At 40.7% G+C, this 16700-nt stretch carries 10 protein-coding genes; 1 reads left to right on the top strand and 9 read right to left on the bottom strand.

Annotation, left to right across the window (positions count from 1 at the left end):
- Nucleotides 1–98: 98 nt before the first annotated feature.
- The 5 genes from ACSX1H_RS04670 to ACSX1H_RS04650 all read right to left on the bottom strand — a co-directional run bounded on the left by ACSX1H_RS04670 (nucleotide 99) and on the right by ACSX1H_RS04650 (nucleotide 9175).
- Complete coding sequence (locus ACSX1H_RS04670; protein WP_439182558.1) at nucleotides 99–1952, bottom strand: outer membrane protein assembly factor BamB family protein; 1854 nt, start codon at nucleotides 1950–1952, stop codon at nucleotides 99–101.
- A gap of 34 nt (nucleotides 1953–1986) precedes the next feature.
- The gene (locus ACSX1H_RS04665; protein ID WP_439182556.1) at nucleotides 1987–4815 is read right to left on the bottom strand and encodes an FAD-binding and (Fe-S)-binding domain-containing protein; all 2829 of its coding nucleotides are present in this window, start codon (nucleotides 4813–4815) and stop codon (nucleotides 1987–1989) included.
- 76 nt (nucleotides 4816–4891) lie between these two features.
- Nucleotides 4892–6799 (bottom strand): glycoside hydrolase family 10-like protein, encoded by a 1908-nt coding sequence (locus ACSX1H_RS04660; RefSeq protein WP_439182554.1) that lies wholly within the window; start codon nucleotides 6797–6799, stop codon nucleotides 4892–4894.
- A 53-nt stretch (nucleotides 6800–6852) separates the two neighbouring features.
- Nucleotides 6853–8007 (bottom strand): dipeptide epimerase, encoded by a 1155-nt coding sequence (locus ACSX1H_RS04655; RefSeq protein WP_439182552.1) that lies wholly within the window; start codon nucleotides 8005–8007, stop codon nucleotides 6853–6855.
- Nucleotides 8008–8017: 10 nt separating this feature from the next.
- A complete protein-coding gene (locus ACSX1H_RS04650; RefSeq protein ID WP_439182551.1) occupies nucleotides 8018–9175 on the bottom strand; it encodes a C40 family peptidase in 1158 nt (385 codons plus the stop codon).
- A gap of 561 nt (nucleotides 9176–9736) precedes the next feature.
- Here ACSX1H_RS04650 and ACSX1H_RS04645 point away from each other — a divergent pair.
- Nucleotides 9737–10966, top strand: coding sequence for an exo-beta-N-acetylmuramidase NamZ family protein (locus ACSX1H_RS04645; protein WP_439182550.1), 1230 nt, complete (start codon nucleotides 9737–9739; stop codon nucleotides 10964–10966).
- 66 nt (nucleotides 10967–11032) lie between these two features.
- Here ACSX1H_RS04645 and ACSX1H_RS04640 read toward each other — a convergent pair whose 3' ends face one another.
- The 4 genes from ACSX1H_RS04640 to ACSX1H_RS04625 all read right to left on the bottom strand — a co-directional run bounded on the left by ACSX1H_RS04640 (nucleotide 11033) and on the right by ACSX1H_RS04625 (nucleotide 16688).
- Nucleotides 11033–11755, bottom strand: a complete 723-nt coding sequence (locus tag ACSX1H_RS04640; RefSeq protein WP_439182549.1) for a FadR/GntR family transcriptional regulator — start codon at nucleotides 11753–11755, stop codon at nucleotides 11033–11035.
- Between the two features lie 177 nt (nucleotides 11756–11932).
- Nucleotides 11933–12934 (bottom strand): thioredoxin-disulfide reductase, encoded by a 1002-nt coding sequence (trxB, locus tag ACSX1H_RS04635; RefSeq protein WP_439182548.1) that lies wholly within the window; start codon nucleotides 12932–12934, stop codon nucleotides 11933–11935.
- A 156-nt stretch (nucleotides 12935–13090) separates the two neighbouring features.
- A complete protein-coding gene (locus ACSX1H_RS04630; RefSeq protein WP_439182547.1) occupies nucleotides 13091–14020 on the bottom strand; it encodes a DUF4249 domain-containing protein in 930 nt (309 codons plus the stop codon).
- A 4-nt stretch (nucleotides 14021–14024) separates the two neighbouring features.
- The gene (locus tag ACSX1H_RS04625; RefSeq protein WP_439182545.1) at nucleotides 14025–16688 is read right to left on the bottom strand and encodes a TonB-dependent receptor; all 2664 of its coding nucleotides are present in this window, start codon (nucleotides 16686–16688) and stop codon (nucleotides 14025–14027) included.
- Between the last annotated feature and the right edge of the window lie 12 nt (nucleotides 16689–16700).

Genomic DNA, 16700 nt, shown 5'->3' with positions numbered 1-16700 from the left:
TAAAAGTGTTTTATAACATATCATACACATTTCACATTCAACCCACCTCCTCTTTTCTCACTTGGAACCATTTGAGTTAATCACTAAAACTTTGGAAACTAATTAGTATCGAACTTAATAAACTTTCCATCCATTGTATTTGCAATTAGTCCCCCAGTAAACATTAACTTATTTATTGCCGAATTAGAGATCTTATAACGCCATAAAACCTTGCAAGTAGAAGCATCAATCGCAAACAGCTCTCCATTTTTGGTACCTCCATAAACTACACCATTTACTTCAACTAACGGACACGGATTATGCTCATAACCAAAGCCAACATTAGCGGTCCACAAACTTTTATGCGTCTTACCATGCGTTGGGAAAGCAACAATAGAATCATTCATCAACTTAGCATAGACCATTTTTTTATCAGTAGATATACCCATCGATTCTCTCACCTTATGTTCGTTTGTTCGATACTGAACCGAACCATCTTCTAAGTTCAAAACAGTAAAATACCTATCTGGTGCCACAATAAATACTTTTTCGTTCGCAACCACAGGCACAACATTACCAGGCGAATATAAAACCGCCCCATGTCCATTATTCCATTTCCATTTTAGGGCACCTGTAAACTTGTCCAAACAGTATAGGTGTCTGTCCCATGCTCCGAATACCACCTCATTATTGGTTACACAAGGCTTTGCCTGAACGAATCCCTCCAATTGATCAAAATGCCATATAATATGACCATTTGTAACATCAATTTTATAATAACCACTCTTACCGCAAGCAATATATAAACTCTCCTCACGAATAAGCCCTTCTGAAAAGACAGGACTTCCAACATCAACTCTCCATAACTCTTGACCACTTAGGATATCCCAAGCAATTATATGCCCCTGCGAAGTGCCACAAATAATTAGACTATCATGAAGTACTGGAGTTGAATATTGGGGTTTGCCCAATTCTTTTTCCCACACAATTTTATTTTTATTAGTATTTAAAACTTTCAACACTCCTTCTGACGTAAGCCACACTAACTTATCGTTAGTGTATGAAAAGCCTCCCATTACAGATGCATCATCATCGAATAATTCACTAACCTTAGAGGCTATTTTTGAACTATTTTCAAATGCAATTGTGTTCTTCGGTTCGGTTAAGGTGTCAAGCAAAGCCGTTTCATTAATTCCCCATTTTCTAAAAACAACTGGTGGACTATTGAGTCTTTTCTCCTTTATGCTAACAGAATCCTGATTCAATTCAACAATTGTATATCCGTAATCTTCTTCCCCACGACCAACTAATGCACGCCCCATTACACCAGGTATCCCATTAAAGTTTAATAATTTCAATTTATGTCCATGCCCGCAATGAGCCAGTACAACTCCATTGGATTTTAGAACCTCACTGACTTCTAGCCAATTATCCAACCCATCAGCAATTGGATAATGTGCCAAAGAAACTACTGGCTTAGTATTTTCTGCTAATATTTTTTGTAACCATCTAATATCCTCCTTTTTAACATGACCATCCCCCATTTTCATATAAGGACCGGTATTAAAACCTACAAAAGCCACTTCCTCATGTTCAAAATAAAAGCGATCATCCCCAAATAACTTCTGATAAGTGGCTCCACCAGTCTCTGACCAATTCGTCTCATGATTCCCGGGAAGAATATGATAAGGGATATTTAATTGTTGAATACATGCATTAAAAGCCCCTAGCTCAGCGTCTGATCCCATATTGGTCAAGTCCCCCGATATAACTACAAAATCAAATTGCCCATTATTAATTTCTTTTACCACCTCTAATAAAACGGCTTCATTATTATTGCCTAACTCAACGTGCAAATCAGTTAGCAGGGCGTAACGTATTGTCTGCTCTGAACTGCAAGCAAAAAAAGATAAAAGTGCAAAGAGATACAATGACAGTCTGCAGGTATTTAAAACCCCAACATTTATTTTCATAATGATAATTTTTAACATTTTCTATTTAGAAGACCTATACCATTGGATTACAGGTAGCCCTTTCAACCAAGTATAAAACTGACTGGTAGCTAAGGCCACTATGCAAAGTCAATCCAATTTCACAAGTTCGACTAGTACTATAGCCGGCTACCGCATTTTCGGGTACTTCATCCTTCAAATATTTCAATGCCGACTTATTCAGTTCTGGCAATGAAAACCCCTTATCGCCGGCCCAACCACAGCAACCTGTTTTCTGCGGCCTTATAACTTCTTTGGCACACATCCGCGCTAACTCCTCCAGCTGCTCATCCATTCCCATTTTTATGCTACTGCAAGTTGCGTGCACCATTACGGTTTCGTTTTGAGGCTGAAAATTTAAACGGCTTTTGAGGTATTTTAGCGTAAACTCAACCGGCTCATACAAGCTCAATCGCTTATCCATTAGCTCCTTCATGCGCAATAAGCAGGGACTCATATCACACAAAACCGGATAACGCCCATTATCAGATGCTTTTAGCAGTTGTTTTTCCAACTCTTTGAGTTTCATCATCCCTTGCTTTGGAAACCCCTTACTGTCGAAAGCCATTCCACAGCATAGATTTGTCAGATTCTCGGGATAGATGACGTTATAATTAGCCCTGTTGAGCAACTTTTTTGTTACCGCAGTTAAAGCTTCCTTATCATGTGTACCCGCATCATTCCCCATCATTCGGTTGATACAAGCCGGGAAATAAACGACCTTATCAGCACCAGCATTACCTGCCGAAACATCGACTTTAGGAGCACCAAGAGGCATACTTCTATTCCACAGAGGGATGGTTCTACGCGATCCTTTATGTATGAGCATAGCCCCGCTCTCCATCACCGCATCGGGCAGTATTTTTGCAATACCCCCTACAGTATTTAGCGCGATTCGGGCAGCACCATTAAATCTTCCGTAGTGTTTCGCTACAAATGAAGCGCTTGCATCTGCCAGATTACTCTTGGACTCAAAACGCAACTCCTTAATCAATTTACCCGTATTGATTCCTACCGGACAATTTACCGCACACAAGCCATCTGTTGCACAACTCTCTTCGCCCTTCAACCGAAAAGCTTTAGCAACTGATTGGCATTCTTTTTTAGAACCAATTGCTTCGCCCGTATTCAGCGCTCTGTAAACAGAGATCCGCTGACGCGGTGTCAAGGTCAGGTCGAGCGAAGGACAACTACTTTCGCAAAAGCCACATTCAATACAGGTATCAATTAACGGATGTACCTGCGGTAAAGCTTTAATGTTCTTGGTGTATATTTCTGCATCCTCATTAATCAGTACTCCCGGGTTTAAGATACCAGTTGGGTCAATGCCCTTTTTAAGGCGTTTCATTAAGCCATACACCTCTTTGCCCCATTCAAATTCTACAAATGGAGCCATATTTCGTCCGGTACCATGCTCGGCCTTTAAACTGCCATTGAATTGATTAACCACCAAGTCTGCCAATTCATGCATAAATAACTTGTAATTATCCATTTGCCAGTCCTGATCAAAATCGGGCATCACCAAAAAGTGAATATTTCCATCCAGTAAATGCCCCCACATCACCGAACCTTTGTAATGATGCTTGTTTAAAAGCAGTTGCAAAGCCGGCAAAGCCTCATCAAGCACTTCACCGGGAAAGGCCACATCTTCGATAATGCAGGTTGTTCCGATTGGCCGGGTAGCTGCTGCAGATGTAAATAACCCTTTGCGTACCTTCCAGTAGGTTGCGTAATCTTTTTTGTTATTTGTAAAGCTGATTGGGTAAATGGTTTGGATCGCTGCAAGTTTATCTTCAATCTCCTTTTGCTGCTTCTCCAGTTCAGCGGCTGTCTCTGCGGCTGTCTCCACTAATAAAGCTGCCGCACCATCAGGTAATTCTTTCAAAAAAGCAGGCAAGCCATCCACATCCTCTACAGCCTTAAGCGCATTCCTATCCATCAACTCTGCCGCGCTCACCGAACACTCTCTTAAAGGAATAATACACCTTGCTGCCTCTCTAATATCAGGCAGAAATATAAGTGAACACGTTTTATGCGGATGCTCCTTGATGGTTCGAAAAGTTACTTCCGATATAAAGCCAAGAGTACCTTCTGAGCCAAACATCAAGTGCATGAGTATATCAATGGGATCCTCAAAATCAACCAAAGAGTTCATACCATAACCGGTTGTGTTCTTCAGTGCATATTTTGATCTGATCTTATCATGAATGCCTCCATTGGTCAGAATTTGTTGCCTGATAGCCGCCAGCTCCAGCAACAAGGCATGGTGCGATTGTCGAAATTGAGCCCGACTGCTTTCATCGTTGGTAACCAGCACAGTTCCATCGGCCATTACAATACGCATGGCTTCAACCGTGTTGTAACTATTGGTTACAATTCCATAACTGGCGCCACTGGCGTTATTGGCTACAATCCCCCCAATTTTGGCGGCATTTATAGAGGCCGGGCTTGGTCCAACTTTATAGCCAAACCTGGCCAGCTGGTTATTCACAAAGCCACCACGAGCGCCGGGCTGTACCTTAATACGCTGACCATTGTCCAAAATTTCTAAGCGATTAAACTCGGGACCAATCTCAATAAGCACTGAATTGGTAATGGTCTGTCCAGATAAACTGGTTCCCCCGGCTTTAAATGTCACTGGCACAGCATTAGCATAGGCAGCTTTCAGCGTTGACCGCAATTCATCTTCGTTATTAACTACCACAACCAATTGCGGAACCAAGCGATAAAAACCAGCATCGGTACCTTTGGCAAAACGATCGATGTAACGATCGTATACCTGAGCATTATTCAACACCGAATTAACATCCCTTTTAAACACCGCTATTTTGCTATTCCGACTCATCCTTTCAACCTTTTCAAAACTTCTTTATTATATCAAATAATCATAATTGAATATTCCCAATCCTGGATATTACTTTTTAAAGCTCCTCATCTTTTTGATGTGCATCTCCGGCAGCAACTACATAAACAGAGCCATCAAGAACATCCTCATAATTAACTTTAAAAGTTTTTGGGTCAAAAACGAGTTCTAAGTCTTCTGATTGTAACAAATCAACCTGAATAACTTTACTTTCTCCTATTTTTATTCTTTGCTGAGTTGCTCCTGAAATAACAGTGACCTCTTCTGCTTCGATGGGCATAATAAGACTTAAATCAAGACTAACGGTCTTCTTCTCTTTTGGACTTACTAATGAACGTTTGCTCTCCTGTTGTTCTTTTGCAAAAACCTTTAGCGCATCAAAGTCAAGTTTCAAATCGTTTACTGTAACTAACATTGGCACACTTGTATTTCCAAACAAATCCACGACTTGCACTGACACCTGACAAAGCAAATCTGCCAACTCATCCACTTTTGTGCACGAATTAATATCATCTTTAATCGCAGTTTTGATTTTATACGATGGCAGCAGTAACGATTGACTATGACGCCCTATAATAGCGTACTCCCAACGACTCCCGTATTTATAATGAACTACCCAAGATGCAACCCTTGTATTATCAGCCTCTTTCCATTTTATCAGGATACTATCATTAGCTTCTACTAGCTCCACATCTGGCATTTTTGGCAGTTTTGACCCTAACCATGAAGATGACGGAACAAGTGCCGGTTTATTATAGGGACCTTTTTTGAGGGTTTGAACCAACTCCGATGACTTTAACAAGGAATTAATGTTCCAATAAACAATCCCTGGACTTTCTGAAAGCATCCCCCTGGTAACCATTATCTGATTAAATGCTTCATCAGCCTCACTGCTACCATTTTTTGCTTTTGGACTGATTCCTGGCCAAAAATGTCTTTTTTTCAAATTTTGCTGATTCCACCAACCTACTAGCACCGGAAAGCTTTGAGCCATTTGGTTTATTGGCCAATACAGTTGAGGAGTCCAATAATCCACCCACCCTTTATTTAACCATAATTTCGCATCAGCATAAAGCACTTCATACTGATCTAATCCTTTAATCGATTCTGGATTATTAGGACGCCAAACTCCAAATGGACTCAAGCCAAACTTAACGTGCTTCTTCTCATTTTTAATTCCTTTATATATCCGTTCCATAAATTGATTAACAGCATCTCTTCGCCAATCCCCTCTGCTTAATTTACCTCCTCCATCAAGGTATTTTTGCCAACTTAGATCATCAGGAAAATCTTTCCCATTATGGTACGAAGGATAAGGGTAGAAATAATCATCAAAGTGCACTCCATCAACATTGTAACGACGAACAACATCCATAACAACATTAAATGAGTGATCTTGTGTTCCCTTCTCTGTTGGAATCATCCAATAATACCCATTGTCAAGTCGGGTAACCAACTCAGGGTTCGTTTCTACAATAGAACTATTACTAACTTCGCCTCCACTTACATGGTGTGCTCTATAAGGATTAAACCACGCATGAAATTCTAATGCCCTTTTATGTGCTTCTTCAATCCAAAATTCAAGAGGATCATAATATGGACTTGGCCTTTCCCCCTGCTGGCCGGTTAAAAAATAAGACCATGGTTCCAGCTCCGAAGAGTATAAGGCATCACACTGCGGCCTAACCTGGAAAATAACTGCATTAAAATGATTGGCCTTTAGAAAATCCAATAGTGCAATTGCCTCATCTTTTTGCTGCTGCACGGTTAAGCCAGGCTTGCTCGGCCAATTAATATTAGCTACTGTTGCTATCCATGCAGCTCGAAACTCTCGTGACACTGCTGGCAACTCATTTGTTTCATTCCTTGCTACTTCATCATTTAAATGTCGAGTTCCAGAGCAGTGCATTAAGAATGGACATATCAACAACAGAATTAGTTTATTAAAAAGTTGTTTGCGATTCATATTAAATTATTTTTTCTTATAATCAGCAGTAATATTTTCAGAAAAATCATTTCTTAACAATTAGCCCTTCTGTTTTGGATTCCAATCCCCGGCCCCTCATTCAGTGTCACCTTCCCATCAATCACCTTCACTCCTTCGAACACATCATTGAATATGAGTAAATTACCGTCCAGATCAGCCCAGTCTACCAACGGTGATAATTGCGATGCCGCCGAAATTGCACAGGATGTTGCTGTCATGCATCCAATCATCACATTCATGTTCATGGCGCGTGCCAGCGTAATCATTTTTTGAGCTGCTCGCAATCCTCCACATTTCATTAGTTTAATATTGATGCCGGAATAAATCCCGTTCAGCGGAAGAACATCATCTACCGTTTGCAGAGCTTCATCGGCAATTATTGGCAACGGGCTATGTTCTGTTAACCATGCCATATCATCCCAGGCTTCTTTACTTTTAGACATTGGCTGTTCAACAAATACCACACCTTGTTCCTTTAGCCAGTGCACCATATCTAACGCTTCATGTTTATCTGTCCAACCCTGGTTGACATCTACACACAATGGCTTATCGGTGACCGTGCGAATCGTTGAAATCATTTCCTTATCGTTCCCCCTGCCCAATTTAACCTTAAGTATATTATAGGGAGCCGCCTCTTTCACCTTTTCCTTTACTACTTCTGGCGTATCAATACCAATTGTGAAGCTGGTATCCGGTGTTTTTAAGGGATCAAGTCCCCACAGTCTGTACAAAGGCTGTTCTGTGAGCTTTCCTAATAGGTCATGCAAAGCAATATCAACCGATGCTTTGGCTGCATAATTGCCAGCTTCCAATCCACCCACATATTCCAAAATATCTTCGATCAGAAACGGGCTTGAGAATTTGTCCAGCTTTACCTTCGATAAAAAATGAGCCGCTGTTTCATGCGACTCCCCTAAGTAAGGTGGCATGGCCGCCTCGCCATAGCCTATTACTCCATCATAATCTATTTCAACCAACATCACCGGCGTGGTCGTTCTGGAATTGGATGCAATGGTAAAAGTATGTTTCAACAGCAAATCGTAGGCTTTAAAGCGCAACGTCATTCGGGCACTTAAAGATCTCTTCATATTGGAATTGGATGGAGTACATGCCCCCTGTGAACCGCCTACTAATGCAGCTCCGGCAAGTAAACCTGTACTCTTTAATAAAATTCTTCTGCTGTTCATTGCTAAAGGCTTAATTGATTATCACATACCAAGGATGGCTACTGACTGCCATAATCCCTTCACATTGTTCCTCACCTATATATCGTTGTGCACCCAGCCAACTCTCTTTCAGATAACTACTGTAATTTTCGCGTAATGAATCCAGGCTATTTAGTTTAACGCGCCCAGATGCATGAATGTATTCGGCATTGCCAACATACATACCCACATGAGTTACCTGTTTTGTTTCCTGCACACCAAAAAATAACAGATCACCAATCATCAACGAATCTATAGCTAATGATACAGAACGCCCGTGCTTTATTTGCTGCGATGCATCACGATCCAAAATATATCCGTTTAAAAAGTAGATATTCTTTAAAAACCCAGAACAATCAACTGCCTTTGAGGATGTTCCTCCCCATAAATAGGGCAGTCCCATAAATGTATTGGCCGTTTCAACTAAAAGGTTAGCTGTTATGGATAGTGACCTTCGGTGAGCATTGAAACAAGCGATATTTTCATGAGCAACGCCTCCGCTCCTGCCATCGGGCAATACAAGCGATGCAATTGCTGACTCTTCCCCCTCAAATGCAACCAAACTGCCCTTGACGAGATCAGCTACACGCTGATTATTATCATCCAACAACCAGCAATCTTCTTTAATCAACACACGCTCACTCGTGCGCCATTGTGCAAATTCAAGCTCATCCATAAACTTAAGCGACGAATTATTAGTCCAGGCAATATAGCGATCGGGCGACTGCATCAAACTCCAATCTGAACCTCGCTTAAGCACCTTCACTGGCGTACCCATAATGGTTTGTGAAACGAGCTGAGCTGCATATCGTGGCTTATCTCTCAGGTTAGCAACACTTAGAGTGGTCACCGCCCATTTTTTTGACACCCCAGATGAAGGCAACACTTCTATACTATCTATTATTTCAACTCCCCTTGATTGCAAACGTTGAATTAATTCAGCTTTAGCGTCACGTATCGTCGTCTCGCCCCTGACGATTACCTGGCCAGACTGAAATTTCAATTGCACATCAAAAAGGTCCACTCTAGAATCGGGCACCCATTTTTTTTCAATATCATTAATAACATCATAGAGTTCACTTTCTATATGCCCGCAAGCAACAAAAAGAAATAAAATGACCATTACCAAATTGGAAAGTAGCAGCTTCATACATTAGGTATGTTGTAATACATCTTACACATGCCAAAAATATGAATTGTTTTAACAAAAACAAACACTTTATGCATTTTAATAATACATTCAAAATCTGAGTTTCATCACTCATACAGTGAACAGTTATACTGGTACTACCACACAGAAGGTCAACACCTTCTATAAACAACAACATATAAAACCCCTTACTTCTAGAGTCTTATCCCAAAGGATACAAATACGATAAATCAGACAAAACTAAATTTACATTCAGATATTCAAACAAAACTCAAAAAAACCTCTATTCCACGTACCATTCAGTGCAACTTTGCACTTTTCAGATTAAAACCCAAAATCATACCATTACTTGCTATCAGTGCCTTTGATTGAACTCCCTCAATAAATAAGACACTATACTAACACACAAAATAATAACAAAGAAGACACTCTATTATGCACTTACGCACCATACGCATATGGTAAAATAAAATTTAGAAACTATATTTGTATTACGTATTACAGACAGAGGATGAAACAAATTCTTATCAAACATATTTTAACATTTAACTTGAAAACAACATGAAACAGGTCTTCATTTTAGCCATTGTGCTATCAATCAACAGCCTCCTGTTCTCACAAACAGTAAAAACTGGAATAGAGGTACTACAGGAGAACAAATTCAAACAACTGAGCAACAAAAATATAGGTCTCATCACCAACCCAACTGGCATCAACAGCTCGTTTGAATCAACAATTGACATCCTCCATCAGGCATCAAATGTAAACCTCGTTGCCATGTACAGCCCTGAGCATGGTGTGCGCGGAGATTACTCAGCCGGCGACCAGGTGAATTTCTTTACCGACCCAAAAACAAATGTTCCGGTATACAGTCTACATGGAAAACATAAGAAACCGACAGCTGAAATGCTGAAAGGTGTGGATGTACTAGTATATGACATTCAGGATATTGGTTCACGCTCTTACACCTATATAAGCACTCTTGGTTTAGCTATGGAGGCGGCAGCAGAGAACAACATCGAAATAGTTGTATTGGATCGCCCTAACCCCTTGGGCGGAATCAAAATGGAAGGTCTGGTCACTGAACCAGAATTTGTTTCATTTGTCAGTCAATTCCCTATTCCTTATGTGCATGGCATGACAGTTGGCGAACTTGCCCGATTTTTAAATGGTGAAAAGCTTCTTAAAAACGAGGCCCAATGCAAACTGACCATCGTAGAGATGGACGGCTGGCAGAGAAGCATGACCTTTGAAGACACCGGATTGCCCTGGGTACCCTCTTCTCCTCACATCCCGCATGCCCATTCATCCAGTTTCTATCCGGTGAGTGGTATTTTAGGAGAGCTCTACACGGTGAGTATAGGAGTTGGGTACACTCTCCCTTTCCAGGTTTTTGCCGCACAATGGATCGATGCTGACAGCCTGGCAAACAATCTGAATACACTAAATATTGAAGGCGTTCATTTCAGACCCGTTCATTACAAACCCTATTACAGTGTATCTAAAGGTGAGCTGATTCATGGCGTTCAGGTGCACTTTACGAATTATGAAAAAGCACCCTTATCGCTAATTCAGTTTTATGTATTACAAGAAGCACATAAGCTATGGCCTTCATACAACGTATTTGAACTTTGCGAGCCTTCGCGCCTGAATATGTTCGATAAAGTTAGTGGCAGCGATAAAGTGAGACTTACTTTCACTAAGCGCTGGCTGGTAAAAGACATTGAGCGCATGTGGTATAAGGATATTGCTGATTTCAAACGAAAAGCAAGTAAGTACTTTCTATACTAACAAAAAAAATAGGCTGTCCCAAAAAGCAAAACGGACAGCCTATTTTTTATACGGAATACTAAAAAATTAAACATCTTTGAAGTACTTATCATAGATTTCCATGTTCCGGTCCAGCAACTCAACGGTGTATTGATAGGAGCGCTCACTATCTTTATCTGCTAAAGCACTTAATATTTCTTTCTGCAAACGTAAAGTATACTCTTTTTCGCCTTCAATATTGGCATAGATCATATTTCTAAGACGTGGCAGAAGTGAATAAATCGGCTCCATTGAAATAATTACAATTGGATTACCTGTTGCCTTGGCCATATTCATATGAAAGCGGTTGATCAGGTCTACTTCAAGCTGGGTATTATCAGGATTACACAGTTCCAGTTCCCGAACATTATCCTGCAAAACCTTTAAATCTTCATCTTTCCGATTGGTAGCTGCCAAACGGCCAATCTCCGGCTCAAATATGCGACGCACTTCAATAATCTGCCTGATAAGGCTAGAATCAAACTTCATGTCGTAATAAAGGTTTAAGGATTTAATTGCATCCTCAATCTTTAGTTCAGACACATACATCCCACTTCCCTTTTTAATTTCAATTAAGCCACGTGCGCTCAATCGGCGCAAAGCCTCCCGAAGTGCTGTTCGGCTCACCGCAAAACTTTCGCACAACTCTTTTTCTGAAGGCAACTTGGTACCTGAGATCAAACGCTTAGCTCGAATTGCTTCCTCAATCTTCCGTTCTATCTTTTGACTTAAGGTTTGACTTGTACCTATCTTTCCAAATATATCGTCCATCAGTATAACTTCTTCTTAATACATCATACAAATCTAGGATAATTTCTGCAAATTTCATCACCACAAAAGGGTGCTTCATCACTTTTTTAACTCTAGTACTTGAAAGGTACCACTAAATTTGTCATAAAAAAAGGGAATAGCCGTGCTATTCCCTCTTTATCGATTATCTTAAAAATTTTATGATTGTTCGGCTAAAAAGCGCTCCGCATCAATTGCTGCCATACAACCAGACCCGGCGGCTGTTACAGCCTGACGATATTGATCATCCTGCACATCTCCACATGCAAATACGCCAGGTACATTTGTTTTGGATGTACCTGGAACCGTTTTAATATAACCAACATCATTGGTATCAATATAATCGGCAAAAATGTCAGAATTAGGCTTGTGCCCAATACCCAGGAAGAACCCATCAATCTTAATTTTCACTTCTTCCTCTTCTGGCGTGCCCATATTTTTCACCAAAGTTGCTCCTTCTACTACACCATCGCCAAACAAGCCTTTGGTTTGATGCTTCCACAACACTTCAATATTTGGCGTTTTAAGAGCGCGCTCCTGCATTACCTTTGAAGCTCTGAAAACATCGCGGCGAACAATCAGGTATACTTTATTACACAAGCCCGCCAGATACATAGCCTCTTCAAGAGCAGTGTCGCCACCACCTACAACAGCGACATCTTTTCCACGGTAAAAGAACCCATCACATGTTGCACAGGCAGACACTCCCGAACCGGCGTATTTTGTTTCATCAGGTATACCAAGGTATTTGGCTGTTGCACCGGTTGCAATGATTAAAGCTTCGGCCTCAACCAATTTGTTGCCATCGATGGTTACCTTAAATGGTCGCTTACTCAAATCAGTTGCTGTTGCCATACCAAAACGAATATCGGTACCAAAACGAGCAGCCTGTTTCTTTAAATCTTCCATCATTTCAGGACCAGTTATTCCATCGGCGTAACCAGGAAAGTTTTCAACCTCAGTAGTCGTTGTTAACTGACCACCTGGCTGCAGACCTTCGTACATAACAGGACTTAAGTTAGCTCTTGCAGCGTATATTGCAGCCGTGTAACCAGCCGGACCAGAACCAATGATTAACACTTTTACCTTTTCTGCCTCACCCATCTCTTTGTTTTCATTCTGAGGGGCATCCAGGTTTTCCATTTTTTCAAAAAGAGCCATAATATCTAATTATTAATTTTTTTCAATAAGCGGTAAAACTACAAATTTTAGCCATTCTCCTCAAAAGATATGCCGTTTCATAAATATGACATTTCACACGCTAAAATGACAGGCACACGCATCCTACACGAACCTGCCAAGTGCATAAAAAGAGAATCACTTGACAAAAACCAACGAGTCACTATCAAAGTTCATTCCGGAAACCAAACCTAGCCCATTTTGCACATTACTATAAATCTTAACCGGCTCAAAAACAGGCAGGCCTTCATAAAAACCTTCATAACCATCGGCTAGGATAATGGAACGAAAATAACTGAAATAATCTGACGTATGGTGATAAAGATAAAAGGTAATACGAATTTTATCTTCATAGTAATCAAAAAACAAATCATCTGTGGGAATGTAAAGGGTAAACGTGTAGGCCTTTCCATCAATTACACCATCGGTAAAAAGGCCCTGAAAGTCGAGCCCAGGCAACAAACTTCCACTTTGTTCCCCCTGCGTAAAAACAGCGTCATCCTTATCGTAAACAATGGTTTCCTGAGTAAAATAAGGTTCTCCGGCCCTATCACCCCATCCTTCGCGCACAGCTATTACCTGGTAGTAGTTATTTTCCCCTGGCGGATCCTCAAACCTCAGGCTTACCTTTAACATCTTCTGAATGCCATTATCAGGCACATCCCGCACAATTGTTACAGTATCCATAGCTGCTAGCTCAACAGCTTTTGGAATATATGTTTGAGCTTTTACAGTGTCTCCATTTAACTCATAGGCATTAATTCGAACAGCATCGCCAGGTTCGAAATTAAACTCGGGCCAGGAGCTCCAAATGGTATCCGATGGCAGAATGTAAGCACCTTGAAAATCGTCATTTACGAACAGTTGAAATCTGCCCTTATCAACGTGCTGATAATCCTCAAGCGATAGTATACTCTGACTCTTACTTAAGTGAAAATTAAGAGTACTATCGGGATAGATAAATGTGTACATCACCAGTTTATCAGACTGAGCATTTAACTCTATCTCAATATCTTTCTCACATGCAATTAGCAATAACGCCAGTAATATGTACAAAATCCTTCGCATCCGGCTAAAATTTTACAGTGTAACGCACATAGGGTATTGGGATTGGAAATAAGCTAAACTGTTTTAATGAACGCTCCAACTCACCAGTCTGCTGATTTTCGCTATCGGCAAAATACAAAAAGAAGGGATTTTGCCGGCCATAGCTATTCATTAAGCCAAGGCTCCACAAGCGCGTTCCCCAATGTTTTTCTTTCTTAAAATTAAATCCGATATCCAGACGATGAAAGTTGGGCATCCGATACCCATTCCTCTCATTAATTAGCTGATTACTTCCACCTTCTGCATCACTCACAGTCGTAGGTAGTTGAGGGGCGTAATACTTCGTTTCTGGCAGTGTTATTGGGCTACCTGACCCAAATGTCCAGGTGAACCCCACATCCACCTTTTTTGATAATTTATAGGTTGTATACAAAGAAACATCGTGCGTACGATCATAATTTGCGGGAAAAGCTTTGCCATTATTTAGCTCATCAAACTTATTGGTCGATTTAGAATAAGTATAGCCAAACCAGCCAGATAAACTTCCTAACTTACGGTGTAATAATAATTCAAAACCGTATGACTGCCCTTTTCCGGCAGTTAGTTTACTCTGCCAGTCGGATGCAAAATCAAAATATCCTGTTGTTTCCTTATAAGCCAGAATATCGGCCAGTTTTTTATAATATAATTCTAATGATACACTAAAGCCTTTGTTAATCTCATACTCAAAGCCCAAAGCACTTTGAGCAGCCCGCATGGGTGCAATTTTCTCCGATACAGGTAGCCACAAATCAGTAGGCATTGCCACTGTGGCGGTCCGAAGTAAGTGCATGTACTGTGTCATTTGACTATACGCCAGCTTCACTGAGAAATTATCGCGCATCAGAAAACGAGCAGATAACCGGGGCTCGGCCGACCAGTAATACTTACCCCCATCTGTTTGAAAAAGAGAAAAGTGCCCTCCAATATTCAATTTTAAACGGGGCAGCAAATGAAAATCATCTTCCATGTAAAGTCGAAACTCAGAACGGTACATTTCAGTTCCTCCATAGGCAGTATCCACAGGCACCCCTCCTGAAAACTCCTGTAAAACAACATCGATACCCGGATAAAATACATGGTTGATGGCACTCGCTCCCATCCTGATATAGTGCTTGGGCGAGGGCATATAATCTAAGTCTATTTTGGCACTAAAATCCCGAATCCCACTATAATAGTTCTTACTCCCTTTACTCCAGCTGCCATCCGACATGTAATTCAAAGTCTGATCGATAAAAAAACGATAGTCGCTATAGGTAATAGTTGTGTTCGCAAATACTTTGTTGCCAAAAACATGATTCCACCTGACGGCTCCAACATAATTTCTCCAGCCAATATCACTCTCATCATACGTTTTAACGGTTTGCTCACCGCCAGTCTCCTGCCCCGATCCAATTGGTATGTGCTGCTCGTTATAGGATATCCCATACTGATCTTTCCCCAAGTAGGCGCTAAAATATAGGCGGTCACGGTCTGAGAGCTTGTAATTCAGTTTTGTATTGAAATCGTAAAAATAGTATCGACTTTTATCTGCCTCTTTCCATTGCCACATACTTGTTAAAACATCGAAATATGTACGCCTCAATGAAGCAGAAAACGATGACTTATTTTTTATCAAAGGTCCTTCTACTGCTATTTTACTGGATAAAAGCCCTATACTCGCAACCCCTTTAAACTCCTCGTTGTTGCCATCATACATGCGTATATCTACCACCGATGACAAACGTCCGCCATAGCGTGCCGGAAAGCCTCCTTTTATCACCCTTACTTTATTAACAGCATCGGCATTAAAAATGGAGAAAAAGCCAAGCAGATGACTTACGTTATAAATAGGCACATCGTCCATGAGCACCAAGTTCTGATCGGGGCCACCGCCTCTAACGTACAACTCACTGAACCCCTCACCTCCACTCTGTATGCCAGGCAGTAGTTGAATACTCTTCACTACATCCACCTCTCCAAGATACACCGGCACCTTCTTTATTTGTTCAATGGGCACATCGATTGTACCTGTTCGCGTACTTTTAACACGCCCCGGAACCCTATCGCCCACCACTGCGATCTCATCCAGTTCATCTTTAGGCTCCATCAAAAAATAAATAGCCGTATCCTGCTCCAGATTAATATACTGGTGACTATTTTTATAACCTACATACGAACTACTTAAATGGACAAACCCCTTAGGCATGACGATGCTAAAAAACCCAAAGTTATTGCTCATGGTACCTAAAAGTAACTCCGGTTCGTATACATTTGCCTGAATCAATGCCTCTTTGGAGCTACTATCAATAACGTATCCTTTAATAACAAACTTTTCAGAGTCTTCCGTTATTGGCTGAATAATTATTTTTGAACCTCTAACAATGTAATTCGAAGGACAGTTAATAAACAAAGCGTCTAATACCTGCCTCACAGTTCCAAATCGAACGGGCAGCTGCACTTCTGTTTCAAAGCACAATTGATTACTGTAACTAAACACAATATCCGTTTGCGCCTCTATTTCGGAAAGAAAACTTTTTGTGGAACCTGTTTCTGATGCAAATTCAACCGGGGTATATAAAACGTTTTGCCCATTCAAATGGGTTGATACCAAAAGAATGAGCAAAAGTAATAATGTGCTTTTATGAGTATGGCTTAAGATTACTGACATAATAAACTAATC

This window comes from Carboxylicivirga taeanensis, from assembly GCF_051851475.1.
Taxonomy (GTDB): Bacteria; Bacteroidota; Bacteroidia; order Bacteroidales; family Marinilabiliaceae; genus Carboxylicivirga; species Carboxylicivirga taeanensis.
Note: the sequence above shows the minus strand (reverse complement) of the source record. Positions and strands in the feature narration are given on the sequence as shown.

Coding starts and splice junctions, on each gene's coding strand:
- ACSX1H_RS04670 (WP_439182558.1), bottom strand. CDS start 1,952: ATGAAAATAAATGTTGGGGTTTTAAATACCTGCAGACTGTCATTGTAT.
- ACSX1H_RS04665 (WP_439182556.1), bottom strand. CDS start 4,815: ATGAGTCGGAATAGCAAAATAGCGGTGTTTAAAAGGGATGTTAATTCG.
- ACSX1H_RS04660 (WP_439182554.1), bottom strand. CDS start 6,799: ATGAATCGCAAACAACTTTTTAATAAACTAATTCTGTTGTTGATATGT.
- ACSX1H_RS04655 (WP_439182552.1), bottom strand. CDS start 8,007: ATGAACAGCAGAAGAATTTTATTAAAGAGTACAGGTTTACTTGCCGGA.
- ACSX1H_RS04650 (WP_439182551.1), bottom strand. CDS start 9,175: ATGAAGCTGCTACTTTCCAATTTGGTAATGGTCATTTTATTTCTTTTT.
- ACSX1H_RS04645 (WP_439182550.1), top strand. CDS start 9,737: ATGAAACAGGTCTTCATTTTAGCCATTGTGCTATCAATCAACAGCCTC.
- ACSX1H_RS04640 (WP_439182549.1), bottom strand. CDS start 11,755: ATGGACGATATATTTGGAAAGATAGGTACAAGTCAAACCTTAAGTCAA.
- trxB (WP_439182548.1), bottom strand. CDS start 12,934: ATGGCTCTTTTTGAAAAAATGGAAAACCTGGATGCCCCTCAGAATGAA.
- ACSX1H_RS04630 (WP_439182547.1), bottom strand. CDS start 14,020: ATGCGAAGGATTTTGTACATATTACTGGCGTTATTGCTAATTGCATGT.
- ACSX1H_RS04625 (WP_439182545.1), bottom strand. CDS start 16,688: ATGTCAGTAATCTTAAGCCATACTCATAAAAGCACATTATTACTTTTG.